This window comes from Bradyrhizobium sp. UFLA03-84 (genome assembly GCF_002289535.1).
GTDB classification, from domain to species: Bacteria; Pseudomonadota; Alphaproteobacteria; order Rhizobiales; family Xanthobacteraceae; genus Bradyrhizobium; species Bradyrhizobium viridifuturi.
This window is the reverse complement of record NZ_NSJY01000017.1, coordinates 436,943-461,957: the sequence shown is the minus strand read 5'-3', so window position 1 is coordinate 461,957 and position 25,015 is coordinate 436,943. Positions and strand designations below refer to the sequence as shown.

Below are 25,015 nucleotides of genomic sequence, written 5' to 3'. Positions count from 1 at the left end.
CCGGACCGGCGCGGCCAAGTCGGTAACCGGTTCGCGATAAGAGGTAAAGCCGTCGTTGCCTGTGGCGCGGGAGTGGGGCAAAGCTGGCGGCTGACAACGGGAATCTGGCGGGATTTCATCATGTTTCTGGTAACCGGGGGCGCCGGTTTTATCGGCTCGAACGTCGTGGCTGCGTTGAATGACGCCGGGCGCAGCGACGTGGCGGTCTGCGACATCCTCGGACAGGACGGCAAGTGGCGGAACCTCGCCAAGCGTCAGCTGGCCGACGTTGTTCCCCCGGCCGAGCTCGGCGACTGGCTGAAGGGGCGGCGGCTTTCAGCCGTCATCCATCTCGGCGCCATTTCCGAGACCACGGCGACCGACGGCGATCTGGTGATCGAGACCAATTTCCGTCTCTCGATGCGGCTGCTGGACTGGTGCACCGCGAATGCGACCCCTTTCATCTATGCCTCCTCGGCGGCGACCTATGGCGACGGTGAGCAGGGCTTTGACGATGACGCCTCGGTCGAGGCGCTGAAGCGGCTGCGGCCGATGAACCTGTACGGCTGGAGCAAGAACCTGTTCGATCTCGCCGTCGCCGAGCGCGCTCTGAAAGGCGAACCCCTGCCGCCGCAATGGGCCGGGCTGAAATTCTTCAACGTGTTCGGCCCGAATGAATATCACAAGGGTCCGATGATGAGCGTGCTGGCGCGCCGCTTCGACGACATCAAAGCCGGCCGCGTCGTGCAGCTGTTCAAGTCGCATCGCGAGGGCATCGCCGACGGCGACCAGCGCCGCGACTTCATCTATGTCGACGACGTCGTGCGGGTAATGATGTGGCTGATCGCGACGCCGAGGGTCTCCGGGCTGTTCAATGTCGGCACCGGCAAGGCGCGCAGCTTCAAGGACCTGATCGTCTCGGCGTATGGCGCGCTCGGGCTGCAGCCGAACATCCAGTATGTCGACATGCCCGAGCAGATTCGCGGCAGTTACCAATACTTCACCGAGAGCGTCGTCGATCGTCTCGCGCACGCTGGGTACAATGGCGGATTCACCCGCCTAGAAGACGCGGTTGGGGCCTATGTGAACGGCTTCCTCGACCGCGCCGATCGCTATCGCTAGAGCGGATGACGGTGACTGATGTTCGATTTTGAAGCGATCTCCCGTGCAATGTCCGGCCAGACCGTGCTCTGCGTCGGCGACCTCATGCTCGACGAGTTCGTCTACGGCGAGGTGTCGCGGATCTCGCCGGAGGCGCCGGCGCCGGTGATCGCGGTCAGGCGCAGCGAGATCAATATCGGCGGCGCTGGCAACGTCGCGCGCAATATCGCCTCGCTCGGCGGGCGCTGTATCTTCGTCGGCCTGATCGGCGAGGATGCCGCCGGCACGGTGCTCTCAGAGGCGCTCGCGAAGGAGGCCGGCATCGAGACCGTGCTGGTGCGCGACGCCGCGCGGCCGACCACGCGCAAGGTGCGCTTCGTCTCCGAACAGTTCTCGACCCACATGCTGCGCTCCGATTGGGAGCTCGCGGCGCCGGCGGCGCCCGCCGTCGAGCAGCAGCTGATCGACGCCATCCTGCCGCGCCTTGCGCAGGCCGACATCGTGCTGCTGTCCGACTATGCCAAGGGTGTGCTCACGGCGCGCGTGATCCGCAACGTGATCGACGCCGCGCGTCAGGCGAAGAAGCGCGTGATCGTCGATCCCAAGAGCGCCAATCTCGCGATCTATCGCGGCGCGACCGTGCTGACGCCGAACCGCAAGGAGTTCGCCGAGGCGACCCGCAGCCGCGCCGATAGCCAGGACAGCATCACGCAGGCGGCGCCCGATGCGATGGTCCTCGCCGATTGCGAGGCGATGCTGGTGACGCAGGGCGAGCGCGGCATGACCTTGGTGACGCGGGACGGCGGATCGATCCATGTGCCGGCGCTGCCGGTCAAGGTGCGTGACGTCTCCGGGGCCGGCGATACCGTCGCCGCGGCGCTGGCGCTCGCGCTCGCCGGCGGTGCGGACTGGGACGGCGCGCTGCGGATCGCGAGTGCCGCGGCGGCGGTTGCGGTCGGCAAGATCGGCACTGCGATCGTCAGGACCGCCGAACTGCGGCGACGGATCCTGCCTCACGCGTCGCTCGCGGCCGAGGACAAGATCGTCCCGGCCGGTGGCGATATCGATGCGTATCTAGAGGAATGGCGCCGGCAGGATCTGCGCATCGGCTTCACCAATGGCTGTTTCGACATCCTGCATCCCGGTCACGTCAAGGTCCTGACCGCCGCGCGCGGCGCCTGTGACCGCCTCATCGTCGGCTTGAACAGCGATGCCTCGGTGAAGCGACTGAAGGGCGAGGGGCGTCCGGTGCAGAACGAGCGCGCCCGCGCCGAGGTCCTGGCGGCGCTGGAAGCCGTCGATCTCGTCGCGATCTTCGAGGAAGACACGCCGATCAACCTGATCACCAAGGTGCGGCCGAGCGTGCTGGTCAAGGGCGGTGACTACACCCGCGAGCAGGTGGTCGGTCACGAGATCGTCGAGGCCGCCGGCGGCGAGGTGGTGCTGGTCGAGATCCTGCAGGGCCACAGCACGACGTCGCTGGTTGCCCGCGCCCGCGAGGGCAAGGCGTGAGCGCGAGCATGGCATCATCGGCACCGACCGCGGCGTGTCCGGCCTGGCGCGATCCGGCGCGCTGGCACACCACGACCGACGTCGTCGCGGTTCTGATCGCGCTGTCGCTGCCGTGGTCGACCTCGCTGGTCGGCATCTTCGGTGTGGTGCTGCTGATCGCGATTGCGCCGACCGTCGACCTCCGGGCGTTCTGGACGTTGCTGAAGCGGCCGATCTGCGTGGCGCCGATCGCGTTGTTCTGCCTCGCGCTCGCCGGAACGCTGTGGTCGGACGCCGCCTGGGGCACGAGATTGTATGCGGTCGGGCCGACCGCAAAGCTCCTAGTGCTCCCGGTGCTGCTCTATCATTTCCAACGCTCGACCCGCGGCACGTGGGTGTTCGTGGCTTTCCTCGTGTCCTGCACGCTGCTGATGCTGATGTCCTGGCTGGTGCTGGCCTATCCGCACCTCGCGCTGCGGGCGGCCGCGCCGGGCGAACAGGGGGTGTTCGTCAAGAACTACATTGACCAGAGCCAGGAATTCACGCTGTGCGCGGTCGCGCTGGCCTATCCGATCGTGATGTTGCTGCGGGACAAACGCATCTTGCCGGCCGTGCTGCTGGTGGCTATTGCGCTCAGCCTGTTCGCCAACATGGCGCTCGTGGTGGTGTCGCGGACGGCGATCGTGACGGTTCCGATCATGTTCGCGGTGTTTGCGCTGCTGCATCTGCGCTGGCGCAGCATCGTCCTGATCCTTTGCGCGGCCGCCGCGTTGTCCGTGGTGGCGTGGTATGGATCGTCGCCGCTGCGACGGACGGCCGAGTCATTCGGGCGTGACTACAAGCTCTACATGGAGCGCAACGAGCCGACGTCGCTCGGCTTGCGGCTCGAATTCTGGCGCAAGTCGCTCGGCTTCTTCGCCGAAGCCCCGGTCATCGGCCACGGCACCGGAGCAACGCGGGGCCTGTTCGAGCGCGTCGCGACCGGTGGTGTGAACCAGGCATCGGGGGAGGTGATCGGAAATCCCCACAATCAAACGTTGAACGTCGCCGTGCAGTGGGGCATTGTAGGTGTGGCGATACTGTACGCGATGTGGCTACTGCACTTGTTGCTGTTCCGCGGCGACGGCCTCGTCAACTGGATCGGGCTTCTCGTCGTGGTACAGAATATTTCAAGTTCGTTGTTTAATTCACACATCTTCGACTTTCACGAAGGCTGGATGTATGTGCTGGGCGTCGGGGTTGCCGGCGGCATGGCGTTGAAGGGGCGATTGGGGGCCGATTTGGAACCCGAGCCTTCGATCCGTCCATGATCGCTGGCAAGGGCTCCGCAGATACGCTACAGCCTGCCAATGTCTTGTCGCCAACTCCCAGTTGCCAGCAACCCGTCTGCTAGATGACGCGTCTTTCACAATTCACCCTGCGCAACTTCCTGATTCTGGCGCATGACGCGCTCGCGACGACGTTTGCGTTGCTGGCGAGCTTCTATCTGCGCTTCGAAGGCAGCCTGCTCACGGATCGGTTGCCGCATCTGCTGCGCATTCTGCCGTGGTTCGTGCTGTTCAGCATTGTGGTCAGCTATTTCTCCAACCTGACGACGGCGAAATGGCGCTTCACCTCGTTGCCGGACGCGGTGAACATCCTGCGGGTGGCGGCGGTGCTGACGCTGGCGCTGGTCGTGCTGGACTACGTCTACTTTTTCACGGGAGCAGCCTCGCTGAGCCCGGTGTTCCTCGGCCGGGTCACGATCATCCTGTTCTTCTTCCTGGAAGTGTTCGCGCTGAGCGCGTTGCGGCTGGGTTATCGCTACTTCCGTTATTCGCGCACGCGGCTTCATGCCCGGTCCGACAATGCCGCGCCGGCGCTGCTGGTCGGGCGCACGGCCGATGCCGAAGTCGTGCTGCGCGGCATCGAGAACGGTGCCATCAAGCGGCTCTGGCCGGTCGGCGTGCTGTCGCCCTCGGCCGCGGACCGCGGCCAGATGATCCGCAACATCCCCGTGGTCGGCGGCGTCGATGACATCGAGGCCGTGATTCGGGATTTCGAGAGCCGGCAGCGGCCGATCAAGCGCGTGGTCATGACGCCCTCGGCCTTCGAGCCGGACGCGCATCCGGAGAGCCTGCTGATGCGCGCCAAGCGGCTTGGCCTGATGGTCAGCCGCCTGCCGTCGTTGGAGGGCGGAGATGCGCCGCGGCTCACCAATGTCGCGGTCGAGGACCTGCTGCTGCGTCCGAGCCAGAGGATCGACTACGCCCGGCTCGAGGCGCTGGTGAAGGGCAAGTCCGTCATCGTGACCGGTGGCGGCGGCTCGATCGGTGCGGAGATCTGCGACCGGGTCGCGACCTTCGGCGCCGCGCGCCTCTTGGTCGTCGAGAACTCGGAGCCTGCGCTCTATGCGGTCACCGAGGCGCTGTCCGCGCGCGACTCCGGCCCCGAGATCGAGGGCAGGATCGCCGACATCAGGGATCGCGAGCGCATCACGCGCCTGATGAGCGAGTTCAAGCCCGACATCGTGTTCCATGCCGCGGCGCTCAAGCATGTGCCGATCCTGGAGCGCGACTGGAGCGAAGGGGTCAAGACCAACATCTTCGGGTCTGTGAACGTCGCCGACGCGGCGCGTGCCGCGGGCGCGAGCGCCATGGTGATGATCTCGACCGACAAGGCGATCGAGCCGGTATCGATGCTCGGCCTGACCAAGCGGTTCGCCGAGATGTATTGTCAGGCGATGGATCACGACCTGATGATCGAAGCCAAGGGCAAGTCGCATATGCGGCTGATCTCGGTGCGGTTCGGCAACGTGCTGGCGTCCAACGGATCCGTGGTGCCGAAATTCAAGGCGCAGATCGAGGCCGGCGGGCCGATCACCGTCACCCATCCGGACATGGTCCGTTATTTCATGACGATCCGCGAAGCCTGCGATCTCGTGATCACCGCCGCGACCCACGCCATGACGCCGGCACGGCCTGACGTCTCGGTCTATGTGCTGAACATGGGGCAGCCGGTGAAGATCGTCGATCTCGCCGAGCGGATGATCCGCCTGTCGGGCCTGCAACCGGGCGTCGACGTCGAGATCGTGTTCAGCGGCATCCGTCCGGGCGAGCGGCTGAACGAGATCCTGTTCGCAAGCCAGGAGCCGACACTCGAAATCGGCGTCGCCGGCGTCATGGCCGCCAAGCCGAACCAGCCTCCGATGTCGACGCTGCGCAAGTGGCTCGCAGCGCTCGAAGATGCGATCGAGCGAGATGACCGCGTGACCATCCGTGCCGTCCTTCAGGACGCGGTGCCCGAGTTCGGGTCGAATGCCGCCTGACCGCGCCGTCCCGCTGAAGATGAGGCAGGACCGTTTCGAAAGCCATTGATGCCCAGTTCTCGAAAAGTCGTGGTCGCCAGCCAGCACTATCCGCCGGACCACAGCACGACCGCCGCGATCATGTTCGCGATAGCCGAACGGATCGCGCAGGAGGCGGAGGTGGTGGTGGTCTCCGGGATGCCGGGCTCGGCGACGGCGCCGGCGCCAGGGCGGCCCGCGGTCGTCGAAATCAGGAACTGGCTGCCGGGAAAGGCGGCGCTGATCAAGCGCGCACTGGCCGAGGCGCTGTTCACCGGCCGGATGTTCTTTGCGCTGTTGTCGCGGCTGCAGCGGGGCGACGTGGCGCTGACGGTGACCGCTCCGTTCGCGCTTCCCTATGCGGTTGCCATCGCGGCGAGGCTGAAGGGGGCCAGGTCGGCGTTGATCCTGCACGACCTGTTTCCGGACGTTCTCGTGATGGCCGGGCTGCTGCGGCCGTCCTCGCTGGTCGCGCGGGCGATGCGCGGCATCAACGCGCTGATGTTCCGTGCCTTGAACGCGGTGATCGTCATCGGCCGCGACGCCGAGAAGCTTCTGCTGCGCTATGGCGGGATGACGCCGGACAAGATCAGGTTCATTCCGAACTGGGCCACGCTCGCCCCCGGCAATCGTCCCGTCAGCCCGGATAATCCGTTTCGCAAGGCGATTCCCGCCCGCTTCGTCGTCGGCCTGTCCGGCAATCTGGGCTTCACCCACGATCCGGACATCGTCTTCCAGGCCGCGCGGCTGTTGCGCGACGAGCCCGATATCCACTTCCTGCTCTCGGGATGGGGCATGGGCTTTGCGCGGTTGAAGGCGATGCAGGCCGCAGCGCAACTCGCCAACGTCACGCTGGTCGACCGCGTCGCGGATGGCGAACTGGATGCGCTGCTCTCCAGTGCGGACGTCTGGCTCATCCCCTATCGCAAGGACGTTGCCGGTGTATCGGTGCCGAGCCGGTTCTATAATCTGCTCGCAGCCGGCCGGCCGGTCATCTTGGTCTCCGAGCCCGAGGCCGAGGCGGCCTTGACCGTCAGCGAGAACGGGCTCGGCTGGGTCGTCACGCCGGGGCGGCCCGATCAACTCGCCGATGCCGTCAGGCTGGCATCGCGATCGCAGGACACGGAGATGGCCGAGCGCGCCGTCGCGACCGCGCGGACCTTCAGTGCCGAGCGGGCCCTGTCGAGCTATGCTGCGCTGGTCGCGGAGCTGTTATCCGATCACGATATGGAGCGGACAGCATGACTGATCGTCGCCCGACGGTTCTGGTGACGGGTGCGAGCGGCTTCGTCGGTCGCCATGTGGTGCCCGAGCTGGCGCAGAACGGCTGGCTGGTGCGGCGCGCGGTGCGAACCGCGCCGCAGGATGCAAACGACGTGGCGATCGGCTCGCTCAGCCCCGCCACTGACTGGCGCGCCGCGCTCGAGGGCGTGGACGCCGTCGTTCATCTTGCGGCACGCGTTCACCAGCAGTCCGATGAGCAGGCGATCGAGCTCTACCGCAACGTCAATATCGAGGGCACGCTGCATCTGGCGCGTTCGGCGGTTGCGGCGGGGGTTCGGGATTTCGTCTTTGTCAGCACGATCCTGGTGCATGGGCGCAGCAATTACGGGCGCCCTCCGTTTCGCGAGGATGATGTCCTGACGCCCCGCGGCCTCTACGGAAACTCGAAAGCGGCCGCCGAAGTCGGGCTCAAGGAGATTGCGCCGGGCAGCGGCATGAGGGTGACCGTGATCAGGCCGCCGCTGATCTACGGCGCCGGTGCGAAAGGCAATTTCGCCTTGCTCAAGCGCGCGGTGCTCAATCGCATGCCGCTTCCGCTGGCCTATGTGAGGAACCGCCGCGCGTTCCTGTCGGCGGAAAACCTAGCGTCGTTCATCCTGCATCGCTTGTCGCAACCGGGAAACGATTTCGACGTGTTTCTGGTGGCCGATCGCGAGCAGGTCTCGACGCGGGAGTTCGTCGAACGGTTGGCCCGCGCGGCGGAAACCTCGCCGCGCCTGTTCTGGCTGCCACCGCCGCTCCTGAAGGTGTCGCTGACGATGGGTGGCCGCAAGGAGGCCTATGACAGCCTGTTCGCCTCGCTTGAACTCGATCTGTCCAAGATCGCAAGCACCGGATGGCAGCAGCCGATCAGCCTCGATGAGGGGCTGAGGCGCGCGTTGAGCCGAACCGATATCTGAGCCGGTCAGAATGCGCGCGAGAACCGGCGCAGCTGCCTGGCGACGGCGACCGCGCCGGCCAGCAGCAGGGCGAGGTCGGCAACCAGCGAGTTGAGCGCGACCGAGGCGAAGGCGAGCAGCGCCAGCACCATGTTGAGCGCAAAGACTTCGCCGACCACACGCCACACCGTGAAGCCGTTGTCGGTCGCGCGTTGATAGAAGTGCGAGCGATGCGCGGCCCAGAATGGTTCGCGCCGCGCCATGCGGCGAAACAGCGTGACCGTCGCATCCGTCAAATAGTACAGCGGCAGCAGCAGCGCGGCGGCGAATTGCTGATGCAGCGCGAGCTCGAGCAGGCACCAGCCGAGCAGCAGGCCGATCGGCAGGCTGCCGACATCGCCCAGGAATATCTTGGCCACCGGCCGGTTGAGCGGCACAAAGCCGAGCAGCGCGCCGCACAGCGCGGCCGCGACCAGCGTGGTTGCCGCGGGGACATGGCCGAACCAGCCGAGCAGGGCGACCGCAACCGTGATCGGCACGGCCTCGGCCGCCGTCATCAGGTCGAGCCCGTCCATGAAGTTGACGAGGTTCACGAACCAGAGGCCGGCGACCAGCAACAGGCTGCGTTCGAGCCAGAGCGGGCAGGCCGAGACGAGCCTGAGCTCGCCCGGCATCGACAACACCACGGCGGCAACGGCGGCGCCCTGGAGCAGCAGCCGCGGGACGACGGGCAGGGAGCGGAGGTCGTCGGCAAACCCTACCACCGCGATGAACAGGCAGGCCGCAAACACCGTGAATGGAATCGTCAGGTCCGGCGATCCGGCCAGCACGATGACGATCCCGCCTGCGAGCAGCGTGGCCGCAATGACCGCGATGCCGGCGCCCTGCGGCGTTGGAATGCGGTGCGACGAGCGCGCATTCGGTTTCGCCAGCGCCACGCGCAGCAGCACCGGCCGTGTCGCCCGGATCAGGACGGCCGAGATCGATGCGGCCAGAGCCGCTGCGATCAACGACAGGAGGATCTCGAAGCTGCTCATGCTGGTCCGGTCACTGCGATCCCGGGACTCACGCTTGTGATCCCGGGAATCACGATTGTGATCCCGGGACTTCGATCGGCGCTGCGCCCTTGGCGGCCTTTTCGGGGCTCAGGATCCACACCAGGCCGCCGAACACGCCGACCGCGAACGACACCGCGCCGAACAACAGCGAGATGTTGACACCTTCGTTCGCGATCAATCCGGCATAGCCGAAGGCCAGCGCCATGGTGGCCTCGCGCACGCCCCAGCCGGCGATCGAGATCGGCATCATCGTGATCAGCATCACCGGCGGCAACAGTTGGAAGATCTGGCCGAAGGTGACCGGGGCGGTGATCGACTTCACCACGCACCAGGCGATCACGACCGTCACCACGTGAATGGCGATCGAGAGCGCCGCGACCCGCAATCCGTGCTTGCGGCTGAACAGCACCCGGTTCGCGATGACCGCGCAGGCGTGGATGTGGTGCGTTGCCCACCATTGCTTCAGCCAGGCCCACGGCAACAGGCCGATCACCAGGAAGCCGAATCCGGCCGCGAGCGCCGCAAGGTCGAGCAGCAGCAATGCGGTCCAGCCGTTGGGATCGGAGATCAGCCGGTAGCTCCAGGGCAGGGTGGCCGCGATCACGACGGCGAGCGCGATCAGTCCGACCGCGCGGTCGACGAAGATCGAATAGGTGGCCGCCCGCCAGCCGGCACCGGCGCGCGCGACGAGCCAGAGCCGCACGGCATCGCCGCCGATCGAGGACGGCAGGGTCTGGTTGAAGAAGGTGCCGATCACGTTGAAGCGCATCGCCTGGGCGGTCCCCAGCGGCGCGCCGCACTCGACGCTGATCTCGCGCCAGCGCAGCACCCCGAGAAAGATCTGCAGGAAGGTGATCGCAATGGCGAGGCCGAGCCAGCCGAGGCTCTCGACCTGGATGCGGGAGGCCAGATCGTACAGATTGACCTTGCGCAGCGAGAAATAGAGCAGCGCGGCCGAGATCAGGATCTTGACGGTCGAAAGCAGGATTCGGCGCATTTCCGTTCGCGCTGCCAGGTTTCAGGATGTGTCAAAAACAGCGCAAAACGCTTTCGCGCGCCCAAATTCGCCGCCTTGGTATGGTTTCCGCGGCGATCTGGCAATACCCGTACTGGTCCCTATTGCGGCAGGCGCGACGGGGCGGCTAAACAGGCTGGAGCGGGGACGCCCCGCCGCTCACCGGGAGTTTTACGAAACCGGTAAAATCCGACCAGACGCGTGGGGGCGCGTGACTGCTCGGATCGTGCTCTCCAGGAACAGGGCTGCCGGCCGCGGCGGCCCGGCCAAATTCGGTGTGCCGTCCGCGGATGGATACGATAGGACGTGCACGACAGGACTAGAGGCATCGATGGATCGACGAATTATTCCCCTGATCATGTGTGGCGGCGCTGGCACGCGGCTCTGGCCGGCGTCACGCGAGGTGCATCCGAAGCAGTTCCTGTCGCTGTTCGGGGCGCGCTCGACCTTCCAGGAGACGCTGCTGCGGGTCTCTGATCCGACCTTGTTCGAGCGTCCCATCGTGATCACCAACGAGGCCTATCGCTTCATGGTGCTGGAGCAGCTGGCCGAGATCGGCCGCGAGGCCGACGTGCTGCTCGAGCCGATGCGCCGCGACTCCGGGCCCGCCATCGCGGCCGGTGCGGCGTTCGCGCAGAGCCGCGACAATGAAGCGATCGTGCTGGCGCTCGCCGCCGATCATCTGGTGCGGGACACGCTGGCCTTCGTGGCCGCGTGCCGCGGCGGATTGGTGGCTGCCGAAGCCGGCCGCATCGTGACATTCGGCGTCAAGCCGGAACGGCCTGCCACCGAATACGGCTACATCAGCCCGGGCGCGGTGGTCGCCGGCGAGGTGCGCGCGGTGGCAAAATTCGTCGAGAAGCCGGATGCCGCGACGGCGGCAGGCTATATCGATGCGGGTTACCTCTGGAACAGCGGCAATTTCATGTTCCGCGCCGGGGTGCTGCTCGACGAGTATCGCAACGTCGATGCGGACAGCATTGCTGCGGTGGAGCAGTCGGTCGCTAACGCAACGCGCGATCTCGGCTTCGTCAAGCTCGATGCATCGGCATTCGGCGCGGCAGAGGCGATCTCGATCGACTACGCCGTGATGGAGAAGACCGCTCTTGCCGCGGTGGAGCCGGTGGCGTGCGGCTGGTCCGACATCGGCTCGTGGCGTCAGGTCTGGGAGCTCTCCGACAAGGACAGTCTCGGCAATGCGGCGCGCGGTACGGCGGTGTTCGAGGACAGCCGCAATTGCAACGTCGCGACCGACCGGGCGCTGGTCGCGCTCGAAGGCGTCGACGACCTCGTCGTGGTTGCGACCCAGGACGCCGTGCTGGTGTCGCGCCAGAAGGACGCCAACGGGCTGAAGCGGCTGGTCGCGAAATTGAAGGTCACCGCGCCCGGGGTGACCGAGAACCACATCAAGGTGCATCGCCCCTGGGGCTCCTATCAGTCGGTCGACAATGGCGACCGCCACCAGGTCAAGCGCATCATCGTCAAGCCGGGCGGGCGGCTGTCCCTGCAGAAGCACCATCACCGCTCCGAGCACTGGATCGTGGTGCGCGGCACCGCGCAGGTCACCGTCAACGAGCTGGTCAAGACGGTGCACGAGAACGAGTCGATCTACATCCCGATCGGCGCGGTGCACCGGCTGGAGAATCCCGGCAAGATCCAGCTCGAGCTGATCGAGGTGCAGACCGGCAGCTACTTCGGCGAAGACGACATCATCCGCATCGAGGACGACTATCAGCGCAGCTGAGGCGCCGGTTCCCGCGCGAATCTGCGGCCGCGGGCGATGTAACTCTTTGAATCAAAACGTGTCCGGATTTCGCCCTTGGCAATCGCCACATTTGTGACGCCGTGCTATAGCGGCTGCCAACGAAGCGGGGTGATTTGCGCCGAAGGCGCAGATCGGGAAGAGGGCCTAGGTGCTGATTCCCTCGGAGCCGGTGTGGCTCCTTGAGGAGCCGGGACAACCGCCAGAACGTTACTTGGGGTCTACGATATGAATGCAAAAGTGTCCGTAGCCGGCGCAAAGGCCGATATCGGCCGCGCCCTGCGCGTCGGCGTGATCGGCGCCGGCGTGATGGGCAGCAACCATGCCCGCGTGCTGGCTGGACTGCCCGGCGTCACGCTGATCGGCATCGTCGATCCGCTGCCCGAACACCGCACGCGCGCCATCGACCTGGTCGGCTGCCGCGCCTTCGAAAGCCTCGATCAGCTGTTCGCCGAGGGCATCGATGCGGTGACGATTGCAGCTCCCACCCATCTCCATCACGAGATCGCGCTCGCCTGCATCGCGCGCAACATCCACATCCTGGTCGAGAAGCCGGTCGCATCCACGGTCGAAGAGGGCCGCGAGATCGTCGCCGCCGCCGAGCGGGCCGGCGTCACGCTGATGGTCGGCCATGTCGAGCGTTTCAACCCGGCGGTTGCCGCGATCAAGCAGGCGATCTCGGGCGAGGACATCCTGTCGATCGGCATCACCCGGGTCGGACCGTTCCCGCCGCGGATGTCCAATGTCGGCGTCGTGATCGATCTCGCCGTGCATGACATCGATTTGATCCGCTGGTTCACCGAGTCCGACATCGTCGAGGTGCAGCCGCAGCTCTCGAGCGCGGTGGCCGAGCGCGAGGACATCGCGCTGCTCCAGTTCCGCACGGCGTCCGGCGTGCTCGCCCACATCAACACCAACTGGCTGACGCCGTTCAAGGCGCGCAACGTCACGGTCGCAACCCGCGGCAAGTATGTGATGGGCGACCTGCTCACGCGCCAGGTCACCGAATGTTTCGGCTTCAAGCCGGACGGCAGCTATTCGATGCGTCATCTGCCGGTCGGACACGACGAGCCGCTCCGCGCCGAACTGATCGCCTTCCTCGATGCCGTGCGCAGCGGCAAGCTGCCGGCGGTGTCCGGCGACGAAGGCGTCGCCAGCCTCGAGATCGCGATCCGCTGTTTGGAATCGCCCGCGCGGCCCGCCGCCTCGACGATGCGCAAGGGACCGCGCCGCATCGCCGGCTGATCGTCTTCACCGGCTGATTGTCATCCATCCAACACGTGCAAAGAGCTTCCATGAACCAGCATATGCAGCTTGAGCCCATTCCCTTCATCGATATTTCCGCGCAGCGCCGGCGGCTCGGCAAGTCGATCGATGACGCGGTCGCGCGCGTGCTCGACCATTGCCAGTTCATCAACGGGCCCGAGGTCACCGCGCTGGAGAAGGCGCTGGCGGACTATACCGGAGCCAAGCATGTGGTGAGCTGCGCCAGCGGCACCGACGCGCTGCTGATGGTGCTGATGGCGAAGAATGTCGGCCCGGGCGACGCGGTGCTGTGCCCGACCTTCACCTTCTGCGCGACCGGCGAGGTCGTGACGCTGACCGGTGCGACGCCGGTCTTCGTCGATGTCGACGAGGAGACCTTCAACATCGACATCAACTCGCTGAAGCGCGGCATTGCGACGGCGCGGGCGCGCGGACTAAAGCCGGTGGCCGTGATCCCGGTCGACCTGTTCGGCCAGAGCGCCGACCACGATGCGATCAGCGCGGTCGCCGAAGCCGAGGGCCTTTTTGTGCTGGATGACGCCGCGCAGGGCTTCGGCGCAACCTATAAGAACCGCCGGCTCGGCACTTTCGGGCTCGCGACCGGCACCAGCTTCTTCCCGGCCAAGCCGCTCGGCTGCTTCGGCGACGGCGGCGCGATCTTCACCGACGACGAGGAGCTCGCACGCACGCTGCGCAGCATCCGCGTCCACGGCCAGGGCTCGGACAAGTATGACAACGTCCGGCTCGGCCTCACGGCGCGGCTCGACACCATGCAGGCGGCGATCCTGCTCGAGAAGCTGAAGATCTTCGACGACGAGATCGCGGCGCGCAACAAGGTCGCGGAACGCTATTCGCGCGCACTCGGCAACCTCGTCGCGGTGCCGCGCGTTGCTCCCGGCTGCACCTCGGTGTGGGCGCAGTATACCATCCGCCTGTCCGAGGGCATCGATCGCGACGCCTTCGCGGCGGCGTTGAAGGCGCAGGGCGTCCCGACCATGATCTACTATCCGAAGTCGGTCCATCAGCAGACGGCCTACAGCCACTATCCGGTTGCCGACGGTGGCCTGCCGGTCAGCGAGCGGCTGTCGAAGGACGTCATTGCCCTGCCGATGCACCCCTATCTCGACGAGGCGGCGCAGGACCGCGTCATCGCGGCTGTGCGCAGCGCGCTACAGGCATGATCCCGAAAAGTGGTTTCCGGTTTTCGGGCTCGATCATGCCTAAATCGTTAACGGCCTGATACGAAACTTTTTCGTAACGCAATCATGCGCTAGAAGCAGCGCATGCTTGGGCGCATCTTCACCGTCGGCGGCTATACTCTGCTCTCGCGGGTCACCGGGTTCGCACGCGACATCATGCTCGCGGCGATCCTCGGCGCCGGACCGGTCGCCGACGCGTTCTTCGTGGCGCTGCGGCTGCCCAATCATTTCCGTGCGATCTTTGCCGAAGGCGCCTTCAACGCCGCCTTCGTGCCGGCCTACGCCCATGTCCATGGCGAGCGGGGCGAGGCGTCGGCACGGCTGTTCGCCGACCGCATCTTCACGCTGCTGTTCGCCTCGCAGGTGATCCTGCTTGTGGTGGCGATGGCGTTCATGCCGCAGGCGATGAGCATCCTCGCGCCGGGCTTCACCGACGACGCCGAACAGCGCAAGCTCGCGATCGAACTGACGCGGATCACATTTCCCTATCTGCTGCTGATCACGCTGGTGACGCTCTATGGCGGCATGCTCAACGTGATGCATCGCTTCGCCAGCGCCGCCGCGGCACCGATCTTCCTCAACCTCGCGATGATGATGACGCTGGCGCTCGCCGCGTTCTTCCCCAGCGCCGGTCATGCCGCGGCCTGGGGCGTCCTGATCTCGGGCTTCCTGCAATTTGCCCTGCTCGCCGGCGACCTCTCGCGCCATGGCGGCCTGCCGCGGTTTGCGCCGCTGAGGCTCGACGAGGACGTCCGCGCCTTCTTCCGCGCGCTGGGGCCGGCGACCCTGGGATCGATGGGGACGCAGGTGGCGCTGTTCGCCGACACCATCATCGCGACCTTCCTGCCCGCGGGCGCGCTGTCGGCGCTGTATTACGCCGACCGCCTCAACCAATTGCCGATCGGCGTGATCGGGATCGCGATCGGCACCGTGCTGCTGCCGGAGATGTCGCGGCGCCTGACCGCCGACGATCACGTCGGCGCCATGGCCGCGCAGCGCCGCGCCTTCGATTTCACCCTGCTGTTCTCGGTGCCGTTCGTGGCGGCGTTCCTGACGGTTGCCGATCCGATCATGCGCGCGATGTTCGCCCGCGGCGCGTTCTCGAAAGCCGATGCCGCGAGCGCGGGCGCCACGCTCGCCGCCTATGCGGTCGGCCTCATTCCCTTCGTGATGATTCGCAGCGCGGTTGCGACCTTCTACGCCCGCAAGGATACCGCAACCCCGGTGAAGGCGGCGCTGACCGGGGTCGCGGTCAACGTCGCGCTGAAGATCGCACTGGTCGGCACGCTGGCGCAGGTCGGGCTCGCGCTGGCAACCGCGGTCGGCGCCTGGGTCAACCTGCTGCTCGTGCTGTTCTTCGCCGTGCGCCGCGGCTATCTCGCGCTCGATCGCGCGCTGATCCGTTCGTTCGGCACTTTTGCGATTTGCGGCGTGCTGCTAGCGGTCGCGCTGTGGCTGACCTCGCATTTCGCGGTGGTGTGGTTCGCGCCGATGCAGCATTTCCGCGACGAGATGATCCTGCTGCTGCTGGTTGCGGTCGGCGTCTTCGTCTATGGCCTGCTGATCCTCACGCTGTTCGGCCGCGGCTGGCTGTTTGCCCTGCGGCGCGTATAGATTTCTTTAATCTTGTCAATCGCTTGGAATAATGCCCGAATGCGTTGGAGCAGTCGTGCCCGAACGCCTTGGTTGCATCACACATGGTTCCATTTCTCGAGCGTATGGAGCAGGCCACCAACGTCCTCATCGCAGGCTGTGGCGGGGGCTTCGACGTGTTCGCTGGTGTGCCCCTGGCGGAGCGCCTTTGGTCGCGCGGAAAGCACGTGGTGTTCGGGAATTTTTCGTTCACCAATCTCTGGCTTTGCGGCGGCGAGCGCATCAATCCGACCGCGTGGCGGGTCGATCGCAGCTCTGCCGAGATTCCATATTTTCCGGAGAAGTGGCTGGCGGAATGGCTTGCGACCCGTGGGCGCGCGGTGCCGATCTACGCCTTTGCCAAGAGTGGCGTCCGGCCGCTCGCAGCCAGCTACCGCTGGATCATCGAGCAACACCAGATTGATCTGGTTGTGCTGGTCGATGGAGGTACCGATAGTATTATTTTCGGCGACGAGCCCGGACTCGGCACCATCATCGAAGATGCGGTATCGATCGTCGCTGCGCAGAATGCCACCGAGGGGCGGGCGCTTCTCGCTGCGATCGGCTTCGGGATTGATCATTTCCATGGCGTCTCACACCACGCCTTCCTTGAGAACGTCGCGCAACTGACAGCCGATGGGGGATTTCTCGGTGCCTTTTCCCTGTCGTCTGGAACGGCGGAAGGGGCGGCGTTTCTCGATCTGGTCGACTACGCCAACCAGCGCCAACCGGCTCATCCGAGCATCGTCTGCAATTCGATCGCAAGCGCCGTGCGTGGAGAGTTCGGAAACTATCATGCCACCAGCCGCACCAGCGGCAGCGATCTGTTCATCAACCCGCTGATGTCTCAGTATTGGACCTTCGCGACGTCGCACCTCGTCCGACGGATGGCCTACGCAGATGGTCTCATGGAGACGGATCGGATGGAGGAGGCCAGCCGGGCGGTCGAGCTGTACCGGCAGACCATCGAGCCGCGGCCGTTCCGCCCGATCCCGCTATAGTGATCGAGGCCCGCTCCGCAAGGGGCAAAACGCCCCCAGAAAGGCGTTTGCGCTTCGCGGACAACCACGCCAATATGCGCAAAACACACCAAGGAAATTGGAGAGACGATGGCAGCTCCCATCAAATTCGGCGTCGGACAAAGTGTGCGGCGCAAGGAGGACGACGCTCTGATTCGCGGCAAGGGCCGCTACACCGACGACGTCGCACCGTCTCCCGCATTGCACGCGCTGATGCTGCGCTCGCCGCATGCGCATGCGACCTACACGATCGATGCCGGCAAGGCCCGCGGCATGCCCGGCGTGGCGCTGATCCTGACCGCGGCCGATGTCGCCGAACTGGGCGGCCTGCCGTGCCTGTTCAACCTCGAAACCGATCCGTTCACGGCGCCGCCTTATCCGATCCTTGCCAAGGATGAAGTCCGCCATGTCGGCGACGCCATCGCCTTTGTGGTCGCCGATACCGTCGATCATGCCCGTGACGCGATCGAGGCGATCGACGTCAAATGGACGCCGTTGCCGGCGGTGGCAGGCCTCGTCAACGCGGTGAAGAAGGGCGCGCCGCAGGTCTGGCCGGACAAGCCCGGCAACGTGCTGTTCGACGTCTCGATCGGCGACAAGGGCGCCGCCGAGGCCGCCTTCGCCAAGGCGCATGCGGTGGCCGAGATCACCATCGTCAATCCGCGCGTCATCACCAACTTCATGGAGACGCGGGCCGCGGTCGCCGAATACGACGCCAAGAAGGATCATTTGACGCTGACGATCGGCAGCCAGGGCAGCCATCGGCTGCGCGAGATCCTCTGCGACATGATCCTGAAGATGCCGAAGGAGAACATGCGGGTGATCTGCCCGGATGTCGGCGGCGGCTTCGGCACAAAACTGTTTCCCTATCGCGAATATGCGCTGATCTCGGTCGCGGCGCGCAAGCTCAAGAAGTCGGTCAAATGGACCGCCGAGCGCTCCGACCATTTCATGGGCGACGCGCAGGGCCGCGACAATCTCACCACCGCGAAGATGGCGCTCGCCGAGGATGGCAAATTCCTCGGCATGGATGTCGACCTGATGGGCGACATGGGCGCCTATCTTTCGACCTTCGCACCCTATATCCCGCATGGCGGCGCCGGCATGTTGCCGGGCCTCTACGACATCCAGGCCTTCCATTGCCGCGTCCGCACCGTGTTCACCAACACGGTGCCGGTCGATGCCTATCGCGGCGCCGGCCGCCCGGAGGCTGCCTATGTGATCGAGCGGCTGGTCGACGCGGCTGCGCGAAAGCTCGGCATGACGCCGGATGCCATCCGCCGCAAGAACTTCATTCCGCCGAAGTCGCTGCCCTACACGACCGCGACCGGCAAGGTGTACGATTCCGGCGACTTCGTCGCGCACATGAAGCGCGCGATGGAGATCGCCAACTGGAAGGAGTTTCCCAAGCGCGCCAAGGCGGCCAAGAAGGACGGCCTGGTGCGGGGCATCGGCATGGCGAGCTATGTCGAGGTCTGCGGCACCATGGGCGAGGAGACCGCCAACGTGGCGCTCGATCCCAATGGCGATATCTCGATCCTGATCGGCACCCAGTCGAGCGGGCAGGGCCACCAGACCGCCTATGCGCAGATCGTCGCCGAGCAGTTCGGCGTGCCGCCCGAGCGGGTCCATGTGCTGCAGGGCGACACCGACAAGATCGCGACCGGCCTCGGCACCGGCGGTTCGGCATCGATCCCGTCCGGCGGCGTCAGCGTGCAGCGGGCGACGCACGAGCTCGGCAACAAGCTGAAGGAGCTTGCGGCGCAGGCGCTGGAAGCCGGCGCCGGCGACCTCGAGATCGCAGACGGCCGCATCCGCATCGCCGGCACCGACCGCTCGGTCAGCTTTGCCGATCTCGCCAAGCGTCCCGGCGGCGACACATCGAAGATGAACGCGAGCGCGACCTTCGCGAGCGCCGACGGCACCTATCCGAACGGCACGCATCTCGCCGAGGTCGAGATCGATCCCTCAACCGGCATCATCAAGATCGTCAGCTACGTCATCGTCGACGATTTCGGCGTCACGCTGAATCCGCTGATGCTGGCCGGCCAGGTTCATGGCGGCGCGATGCAGGGCATCGGCCAGGCGCTGATGGAGCAGGCGGTCTACAGCCAGACCGACGGCCAGCTCGTCACCGGCACTTTCATGGACTATGCGATGCCGCGTGCTTCGGACGGCCCGTCCTTCGTGTTCGAGACCCACAACGTGCCGTGCACGACCAACCCGATGGGCGTGAAGGGCGCGGGCGAGGCCGGCGCGATCGGCTCATGCCCGGCGGTCGTCAATGCGATCGTCGAGGGGCTGCATCGCGAGTTCGGGATCGACCACATCGACATGCCGGCGACGCCCGAGCGGGTCTGGGTTGCGATCCGCGAGGCGCAGCGCCGCCATACTCTCTGATAAATTGTCGCAGGCGGAATGAAGATTCCGCCTGCGGTGTTTGCAAACCAGGCCGGCCGCGCACCTGCGGACCGGGACAGAGCGAATTGAGGGATTTTGCCGATGAAGCGGATTGTCGTCGTTGCTGCGATGCTGGTGTTGAGTGCGGGTGCCGTCGTGGCCGACCAGGAACAGGTCAAGCAGACCCAGGCCCAGATGAAGGAGACCGGCAAGAACGCCGGTGCGCTCGGCGCCATCATCAAGGGCGAGAAGCCCTATGACCAGACAACCGTCGACGCTGCGCTGGCGAAGTTCGAGGACACCGCCAAGAAGCTGCCGACGCTGTTCCCCGAAAGCAGCAAGGGCCTCAAGACGGATGGCGATTACTCGGCCGGGCCGAAGATCTGGGAAGACAAGGCCGGCTTCGAGCAGCACATCGCGAGCTTTGCCAAGTCCGTCACCGACGCCAAGGGCAAGATCAAGGATGTCGACACGTTGAAGGCCGAACTGACGGTGATCGGCAAGCAGTGCGGCGGCTGCCACGAGACCTATCGCCTGAAGAAGGGCTGATGGTCATCGGGCCGTCATCGTTCGAGCAATGAAGAGGGCGGACGCCGTGACGCGTCCGCCCTTTGTTGTGCTGGCCGTTTGTCGTTGACCTTACTTCGTCACCTGGCCGCGGATCTCGCCGCCCGGGTTCGCCGCGGTGTGGACGTTGACGTAATACTTGCCGGCGAGGAGGTCAGCGGCCTGCGTGTCGGTCAGCGTGGCGCTGCCTTCGACCGGGCTCGACGTCGCGTTCGGGATTGCCACTGCGACACCGGAATTCTTGCCGGCTTCGGCGGGGCCGTGGAAATGCGCTGCGGTCGCAGGGCCCGTCAGGCCGGAATAGGTCAGCTTCCAGCTCAGTTTCTTTGTGGCGGCATCGTAATCGATGTCGGCGGTGCCGGTACCGGCGCTGGTATTCGCAGGCACTTCAGACTTGGCGTCCAGCTTGGCGTGCAGCTTTTCGGCCAGGGCCGGGCCCGCGAATGCAATCGCGGCGCCGAGCGTCAGCGTGGCTAGCAAGGTCTTGTTTGGCATGGTTCTCTCCCCTTTGACGTCACACGATGGTTGCAATCTTCAAACCGCGGCGCTCCGGATTTATTCCCAAATTGATCGGGAGTGCGACAAATTTGATGCGAGCTTGTGCGACCGGTTGCCATCATACTGGTTGATGAACTGACGCGACCAATGACGGATCGGTGAATGTTGCGACGAATTCTCCTGCTGGCTGGCCTGGCCGGCCTGATCGGCTTCGGTGTGTTCTGGTGGCTGACGATCCCCGCGACCGTCGCCGCAGGCGCGCTGCCCGCCTACCAGCCCAACCTCGCCAACGGGCTCACAACGTTCAATGCGGGTGGATGTTCCTCCTGCCATGCGGTGCCGAAGCAGGACGACCGCACCAGGCTCGGCGGCGGGCTCGCGATCCCGTCGCCGTTCGGTACCTTCTACGCGCCGAACATCTCGCCCGATCCGAACGATGGTATCGGGCGCTGGAGCGAGGCCGATTTCGTCACCGCGGTCATGAAGGGCACCTCGCCGTCGGGGACGCACTATTTCCCGGCTTTTCCGTACACGTCTTATCAGCACGCCAGGGTCAACGACGTGCGCGACCTGTTCGCCTATCTGAAGACCCTGCCGCCGGTCGCCGGCAAGGTGCGCGACCACGACGTGCCGTTTCCCTTCAACATCAGGCGCAATGTCGGGGTCTGGAAATTCCTGTTCATGGACGGCAAGCCGTTCGTCGCCGACGCTAGCCGCTCGGCGCATTGGTATCGCGGCGCCTATCTCGTCAACAGCTTCGGCCATTGCGCCGAGTGTCACAGCCCGCGGAATTTCCTCGGCGGCATCGTCAGCTCGCAACGTTTCGCCGGTGGCCCGAATCCCGAGGGCGAGGGCTGGGTGCCCAACATCACGCCGCGGGGGATCGCCGACTGGAGCACCAAGGATATCGCCTACTTCCTCGAGAGCGGACAGACACCGGACGGAGATAGCGCCGGCAGCTCGATGGTGCGCGTGATCCGCAACACCTCGCAGCTCTCGCCGTCCGATCGCGACGCGATCGCCGACTACATCAAGTCGCTGCCGCCAGTCGACGGACCGCCGAAGCCGACGCGCAAGGCTGACAAGACGAATCCCTCCTGATGGCGCGGTGACGGCTCCTATCTGCGATGCTTGACCTGCTATCCGCGCCACGCGCCGGCGGCAATGACCATCAGGCCGCCGGCGATCGCGAGGTCCTTGAAGAACAGCGTTCGTTCCGCCTTGTTGGCGAGGTCGAGGTGAAATCCGAACGCGGTCGCAAGGCAGAACAGCGCCAGCGCGGCGGCGGCGAGCCATGATTGCCAGCCGATCAGCAACGCCAGGCCCGCGCCAAGCTCGAGCGCGATGACCAGCGGCAGCAGCAAGCCGGGAATGTGGTGTGCCGCCATGTGGTCGAGGAACGGCTTGGGGCCGGCGATCTTGGCTGCGCCGGCAAGGATGAACAGCAACGCGAGCAGGCTTCGTCCGGCAATCGTTACCATCGTGATCGGCATCAGTGGACCCTCCGGGCTTGTCATTGCTTGTTCCGAGCGTGGCTTCTCGCCTGTGAAGCGAACAGGACGGCGGACAGGATGAAGGCAAAGACGAAGAAGATCGTCCGTCCCAGCACCAGCGCCTTCGCCTGCTCCACCGGCGTGACCGAAATCAGGACGCCGAACGGGATGTAGCACCACAGCACCACGGCGATCGTCCGGCCGAGCCTGCCGAATTGCAGGAAGCCGAACGAGAACAGCAGGGCCGCGAAATAACTGGCGTGAAACTTGACCTGGGAGGCGATCATCTGCAGCTCCCCGTCGGCCGGCGACAGCGGCAATCCGTTCTGGATCGCATGCACCATGGTCATGATGTGGTGGTTCTCGACGCAATCGAGGACAACGGTGAGCATCATGGCGGCGAGCGCAATGCCGAGCAGATAGGGGTCCAACATCGTGCGCAGCCGGGCGGCCAGCACGGTGAAAAATGCGCCGTAGAAGATCATGAAGAGATTATCGAGCCCGAGATTGAGCCGCACACCGAACGGCACGAGCTGGGTTCCAAGATGGGCGCCATAGCTTTCCACGGAGCGGGCGGTCTGGAAGAAGTCCTGCGAACCCTTGGTGGTGAGGATACCGATCACCATGGCGGCGACGGTCAACGCCGCGAGCGTCGCCAGAATCGCGAGCGTGCGGTCCAATCCCCTGATCTGCATGATATAGCTACTCCGTGCGCGTCCAGCCGACTCGTCGAGTTATAAATATCAACTGCTATCTGAAATTAGATATCAGATGATATCTGAAAATCAATTGGTATTTGCAAATTCGGGAGGCCGATCCGTTGCCCAGGTTGAATCGCGAGGAAAGTCAGGCGCGTACGAAGACTCTCCTGATCGAGGCGGCGCGCGAGGAGATCATCAAGAAGGGGTTTGCGCAGGCCTCGGTGCGCGACATCGCCGACGCGGCCGGATTTTCGCAGGGCGCGTTCTATTCGAATTTTCCGGACAAGGAGGCGATCCTCCTGGAGTTGGTCCAACAGCACCAATCCGAGGAGCGTGCAAAAATCGAAAGCGTATTGGGCCAGGCGTCCGGCGAGCCTGCGAAGGTGATGGCCGGCCTCGAAAAATGGGCCGCCACCGCCAACTCGGATCCGGGGTTTGCCGTGCTGGCGATCGAGCTGCAATTGCAGGCGCTGCGCAGCCCGACTTTCGCGCAAGGCTACAACGAGCTCAACCGCAAGCACCGCCGTGCCCTCGGCGTGCTGGTGACGCGTCTGTTCGAAGCGCTTGGCAAGCAGCCGCCCTCCGATCCCGTCGAGATCGCTACCGGCTTCATCGCATTGGGCCGCGGCATGGCGCTCTTGTCGCGGGCCGGCGAAGTCAGTCGCAGTGGCCGGATCGTCGTCACATTCCTGAAGGCGTTGATCGACGCGGCGCCATCAGCCTAGAGCATGATCCGGGAAAGTGCGAAGCGGTTTTCCGAAAAGATCATGCCTAGCAAGAATCTAAAGCGCGATGATGGTTCAACCTAATCTCATCGCGCTTTAGCGGCGCCCGTCCAATCCGGCACGCGTGAAGATCGCTGCGCTACTTCGCGCCGAATGCCTTGAAGGTGATGATGGTGAGGGTGTCCTGGATGCCCGGGATCACCTGAACCTTCTCGTTGATGAAATGGCCGATGTCGGTGTCGTGGTCGACATAGAACTTGACCAGCAGATCGTAATTGCCCGCGGTGGAATAGATCTCGGAGGCAATCTCGGCTTCCGCCAGCGCGTTGGCGACGGTGTAGGACTGGCCGAGCTTGCATTTGATCTGGACGAAGAAAGGAACCATCAAAGTCGTCTCCGGGGATTTGGCCGACTATAGGCCAAAAACCGGCGGCCAAGGCAAGGGGACAAGGGGGCAGGCGCAGGGCCAACTTGCGGTAAAGTCAGGCGAACTTGCTGGCAATCGGCGGCCTTGCTAGGACAGATAATGGTCTCATTCCAGATGGTCTCATTCCTATCAAACGCCGGTGCCGCAAAATGACGCCGGTCGCGCTCACCATTGCCGGCTCGGATTCCTCGGGCGGGGCGGGCATCCAGGCCGACCTCAAGAGCTTTGCCGCGCTCGGGGTCTATGGCGCCTCTGCCATCACGGCGCTGACCGCGCAGAACACCACGGGGGTCAGCGGCATCCAGCCGGTGCCCGCCGCATTCGTCACCGCCCAGATCGATGCCGTGTTCTCCGATCTTGCCGTCGGCGCGGTCAAGATCGGCATGGTGGCGCAGGCCGAGACCATCGCGGCGATCGCCGATGGGCTGAAGCGCTGGGCGCCGCGGCACATCGTGCTCGACCCGGTGATGGTCGCAACCTCGGGCGATCGGCTGCTCGCCGCCGAGGCGGTCGATGCGCTGAAGACCATGCTGTTTCCGCTGGCCTCACTGGTCACGCCGAACCTGCCGGAAGCAGCGGCGCTGCTGAACGAGCCGGTTGCGGCAAGCGAGGCCGACGTCGAGCGGCAGGGCAAGCGATTGCTGGCGATGGGCTGTCGCGCGGTGCTGGTGAAGGGCGGTCACGGCCACGGCGCCGAGAGCATCGACTACCTGATCGAAGGCGAGCGCAGCATCGCGCTATCGGCGCCGCGCATCGCGACATCAAACACCCACGGCACCGGCTGCTCGCTGTCGTCGGCGATCGCGGCAGGACTCGCGAAGGGCGAGACGATGGAGATCGCCGTGCGCAACGCCAAGACATGGATCTCAGAGGCGATCGCCGCCGCCGATCGCTTCGCCGTCGGCCGCGGCCACGGGCCGGTGCATCACTTCCACAAATATTATTGAGCTGCCGCAGCGCGTAGCTTCATCCGGGCTACGCATCATCGCTTCGTCGGCTGCGCACCTTGTTCCGCCGCGACATGCCGCAACACCGCGTCTGTTACGCACAGCGGCGACCGCCGATGTCGCCAGATTGTCGCATGCGGCTGTTATCCGCAGGGCAGGGGCGCGCTGCTGATTCTCGTTAACGCTTTGTGGAGCCTCAGGTCGCGGGGATCGTCATCGCCTTGTCACAGGAATCTGTTAGGTGCACA

Annotated in this window: 22 protein-coding genes; 16 read left to right on the top strand and 6 right to left on the bottom strand. The window is 65.2% G+C overall.

Annotated elements, in window-relative coordinates; translation table 11 throughout:
- Positions 1–120 precede the first annotated feature (120 nt).
- The 6 genes from rfaD to CK489_RS34880 all read left to right on the top strand — a co-directional run bounded on the left by rfaD (position 121) and on the right by CK489_RS34880 (position 8,079).
- Positions 121–1,101 (top strand): ADP-glyceromanno-heptose 6-epimerase, encoded by a 981-nt coding sequence (gene rfaD, locus CK489_RS34905; protein ID WP_050631152.1) that lies wholly within the window; start codon positions 121–123, stop codon positions 1,099–1,101.
- 18 nt (positions 1,102–1,119) lie between these two features.
- Positions 1,120–2,592: a D-glycero-beta-D-manno-heptose-7-phosphate kinase gene (rfaE1, locus tag CK489_RS34900; RefSeq protein WP_095735462.1), complete on the top strand. Its 1,473-nt coding sequence runs from the start codon at positions 1,120–1,122 to the stop codon at positions 2,590–2,592.
- Between the two features lie 8 nt (positions 2,593–2,600).
- Positions 2,601–3,881 (top strand): O-antigen ligase family protein, encoded by a 1,281-nt coding sequence (locus CK489_RS34895; RefSeq protein ID WP_095735461.1) that lies wholly within the window; start codon positions 2,601–2,603, stop codon positions 3,879–3,881.
- Positions 3,882–3,964: 83 nt separating this feature from the next.
- The gene (locus CK489_RS34890; RefSeq protein WP_095735460.1) at positions 3,965–5,878 is read left to right on the top strand and encodes a nucleoside-diphosphate sugar epimerase/dehydratase; all 1,914 of its coding nucleotides are present in this window, start codon (positions 3,965–3,967) and stop codon (positions 5,876–5,878) included.
- Between the two features lie 48 nt (positions 5,879–5,926).
- Positions 5,927–7,141, top strand: a complete 1,215-nt coding sequence (locus tag CK489_RS34885) for a glycosyltransferase family 4 protein (protein ID WP_095735459.1) — start codon at positions 5,927–5,929, stop codon at positions 7,139–7,141.
- Positions 7,138–8,079 carry an NAD-dependent epimerase/dehydratase family protein gene (locus CK489_RS34880; protein ID WP_050631155.1) on the top strand — a complete coding sequence of 314 codons (942 nt, stop codon included), beginning with the start codon at positions 7,138–7,140 and terminating at the stop codon, positions 8,077–8,079. Before CK489_RS34885 ends, CK489_RS34880 begins: the two co-directional genes overlap by 4 nt.
- A gap of 5 nt (positions 8,080–8,084) precedes the next feature.
- Here CK489_RS34880 and CK489_RS34875 read toward each other — a convergent pair whose 3' ends face one another.
- Positions 8,085–9,095 (bottom strand): MraY family glycosyltransferase, encoded by a 1,011-nt coding sequence (locus CK489_RS34875; RefSeq protein WP_095735458.1) that lies wholly within the window; start codon positions 9,093–9,095, stop codon positions 8,085–8,087.
- A gap of 49 nt (positions 9,096–9,144) precedes the next feature.
- On the bottom strand, positions 9,145–10,113 hold the full coding sequence (locus CK489_RS34870; RefSeq protein ID WP_095735457.1) for a lysylphosphatidylglycerol synthase transmembrane domain-containing protein: 969 nt from the start codon (positions 10,111–10,113) through the stop codon (positions 9,145–9,147).
- Positions 10,114–10,462: 349 nt separating this feature from the next.
- On the opposite strand from CK489_RS34870, the gene CK489_RS34865 reads away from it, so the two are divergent.
- From CK489_RS34865 to CK489_RS34835, 7 genes are all read left to right on the top strand, one after another.
- Entirely contained in the window at positions 10,463–11,875 is a 1,413-nt protein-coding gene (locus tag CK489_RS34865) for a mannose-1-phosphate guanylyltransferase/mannose-6-phosphate isomerase (RefSeq protein WP_095735456.1), read from the top strand.
- A gap of 246 nt (positions 11,876–12,121) precedes the next feature.
- Positions 12,122–13,138 (top strand): Gfo/Idh/MocA family protein, encoded by a 1,017-nt coding sequence (locus tag CK489_RS34860; protein WP_095735455.1) that lies wholly within the window; start codon positions 12,122–12,124, stop codon positions 13,136–13,138.
- A 50-nt stretch (positions 13,139–13,188) separates the two neighbouring features.
- Positions 13,189–14,340 carry a DegT/DnrJ/EryC1/StrS family aminotransferase gene (locus CK489_RS34855; protein WP_074130158.1) on the top strand — a complete coding sequence of 384 codons (1,152 nt, stop codon included), beginning with the start codon at positions 13,189–13,191 and terminating at the stop codon, positions 14,338–14,340.
- Positions 14,341–14,442: 102 nt separating this feature from the next.
- Positions 14,443–15,972 carry a murein biosynthesis integral membrane protein MurJ gene (gene murJ, locus CK489_RS34850; protein ID WP_095735454.1) on the top strand — a complete coding sequence of 510 codons (1,530 nt, stop codon included), beginning with the start codon at positions 14,443–14,445 and terminating at the stop codon, positions 15,970–15,972.
- An 83-nt stretch (positions 15,973–16,055) separates the two neighbouring features.
- Positions 16,056–16,991, top strand: a complete 936-nt coding sequence (locus CK489_RS34845; protein WP_095735453.1) for a DUF1152 domain-containing protein — start codon at positions 16,056–16,058, stop codon at positions 16,989–16,991.
- A gap of 108 nt (positions 16,992–17,099) precedes the next feature.
- Complete coding sequence (locus CK489_RS34840; protein ID WP_050631162.1) at positions 17,100–19,409, top strand: xanthine dehydrogenase family protein molybdopterin-binding subunit; 2,310 nt, start codon at positions 17,100–17,102, stop codon at positions 19,407–19,409.
- A 102-nt stretch (positions 19,410–19,511) separates the two neighbouring features.
- Complete coding sequence (locus tag CK489_RS34835; RefSeq protein WP_050631163.1) at positions 19,512–19,958, top strand: c-type cytochrome; 447 nt, start codon at positions 19,512–19,514, stop codon at positions 19,956–19,958.
- 90 nt (positions 19,959–20,048) lie between these two features.
- Here the strand turns inward: CK489_RS34835 and CK489_RS34830 are convergent, their stop codons facing one another.
- Complete coding sequence (locus tag CK489_RS34830; protein ID WP_095735452.1) at positions 20,049–20,471, bottom strand: CHRD domain-containing protein; 423 nt, start codon at positions 20,469–20,471, stop codon at positions 20,049–20,051.
- A 165-nt stretch (positions 20,472–20,636) separates the two neighbouring features.
- On the opposite strand from CK489_RS34830, the gene CK489_RS34825 reads away from it, so the two are divergent.
- On the top strand, positions 20,637–21,575 hold the full coding sequence (locus CK489_RS34825) for a c-type cytochrome (protein ID WP_095735451.1): 939 nt from the start codon (positions 20,637–20,639) through the stop codon (positions 21,573–21,575).
- 38 nt (positions 21,576–21,613) lie between these two features.
- On the opposite strand, the gene CK489_RS34820 is transcribed toward CK489_RS34825, so the two are convergent.
- Positions 21,614–21,967: a DoxX family membrane protein gene (locus CK489_RS34820; protein WP_198961103.1), complete on the bottom strand. Its 354-nt coding sequence runs from the start codon at positions 21,965–21,967 to the stop codon at positions 21,614–21,616.
- 20 nt (positions 21,968–21,987) lie between these two features.
- A complete protein-coding gene (locus tag CK489_RS34815) occupies positions 21,988–22,662 on the bottom strand; it encodes a hypothetical protein (protein WP_128089664.1) in 675 nt (224 codons plus the stop codon).
- Positions 22,663–22,787: 125 nt separating this feature from the next.
- Here CK489_RS34815 and CK489_RS34810 point away from each other — a divergent pair, with 125 nt between their 5' ends.
- Positions 22,788–23,393, top strand: coding sequence for a TetR/AcrR family transcriptional regulator (locus CK489_RS34810; protein WP_158226537.1), 606 nt, complete (start codon positions 22,788–22,790; stop codon positions 23,391–23,393).
- A gap of 139 nt (positions 23,394–23,532) precedes the next feature.
- Here CK489_RS34810 and CK489_RS34805 read toward each other — a convergent pair whose 3' ends face one another.
- On the bottom strand, positions 23,533–23,778 hold the full coding sequence (locus CK489_RS34805; protein ID WP_016845986.1) for an Lrp/AsnC ligand binding domain-containing protein: 246 nt from the start codon (positions 23,776–23,778) through the stop codon (positions 23,533–23,535).
- A 191-nt stretch (positions 23,779–23,969) separates the two neighbouring features.
- On the opposite strand from CK489_RS34805, the gene thiD reads away from it, so the two are divergent.
- Positions 23,970–24,767, top strand: coding sequence for a bifunctional hydroxymethylpyrimidine kinase/phosphomethylpyrimidine kinase (gene thiD, locus CK489_RS34800; RefSeq protein ID WP_095735449.1), 798 nt, complete (start codon positions 23,970–23,972; stop codon positions 24,765–24,767).
- The last annotated feature ends 248 nt before the right edge of the window (positions 24,768–25,015 follow it).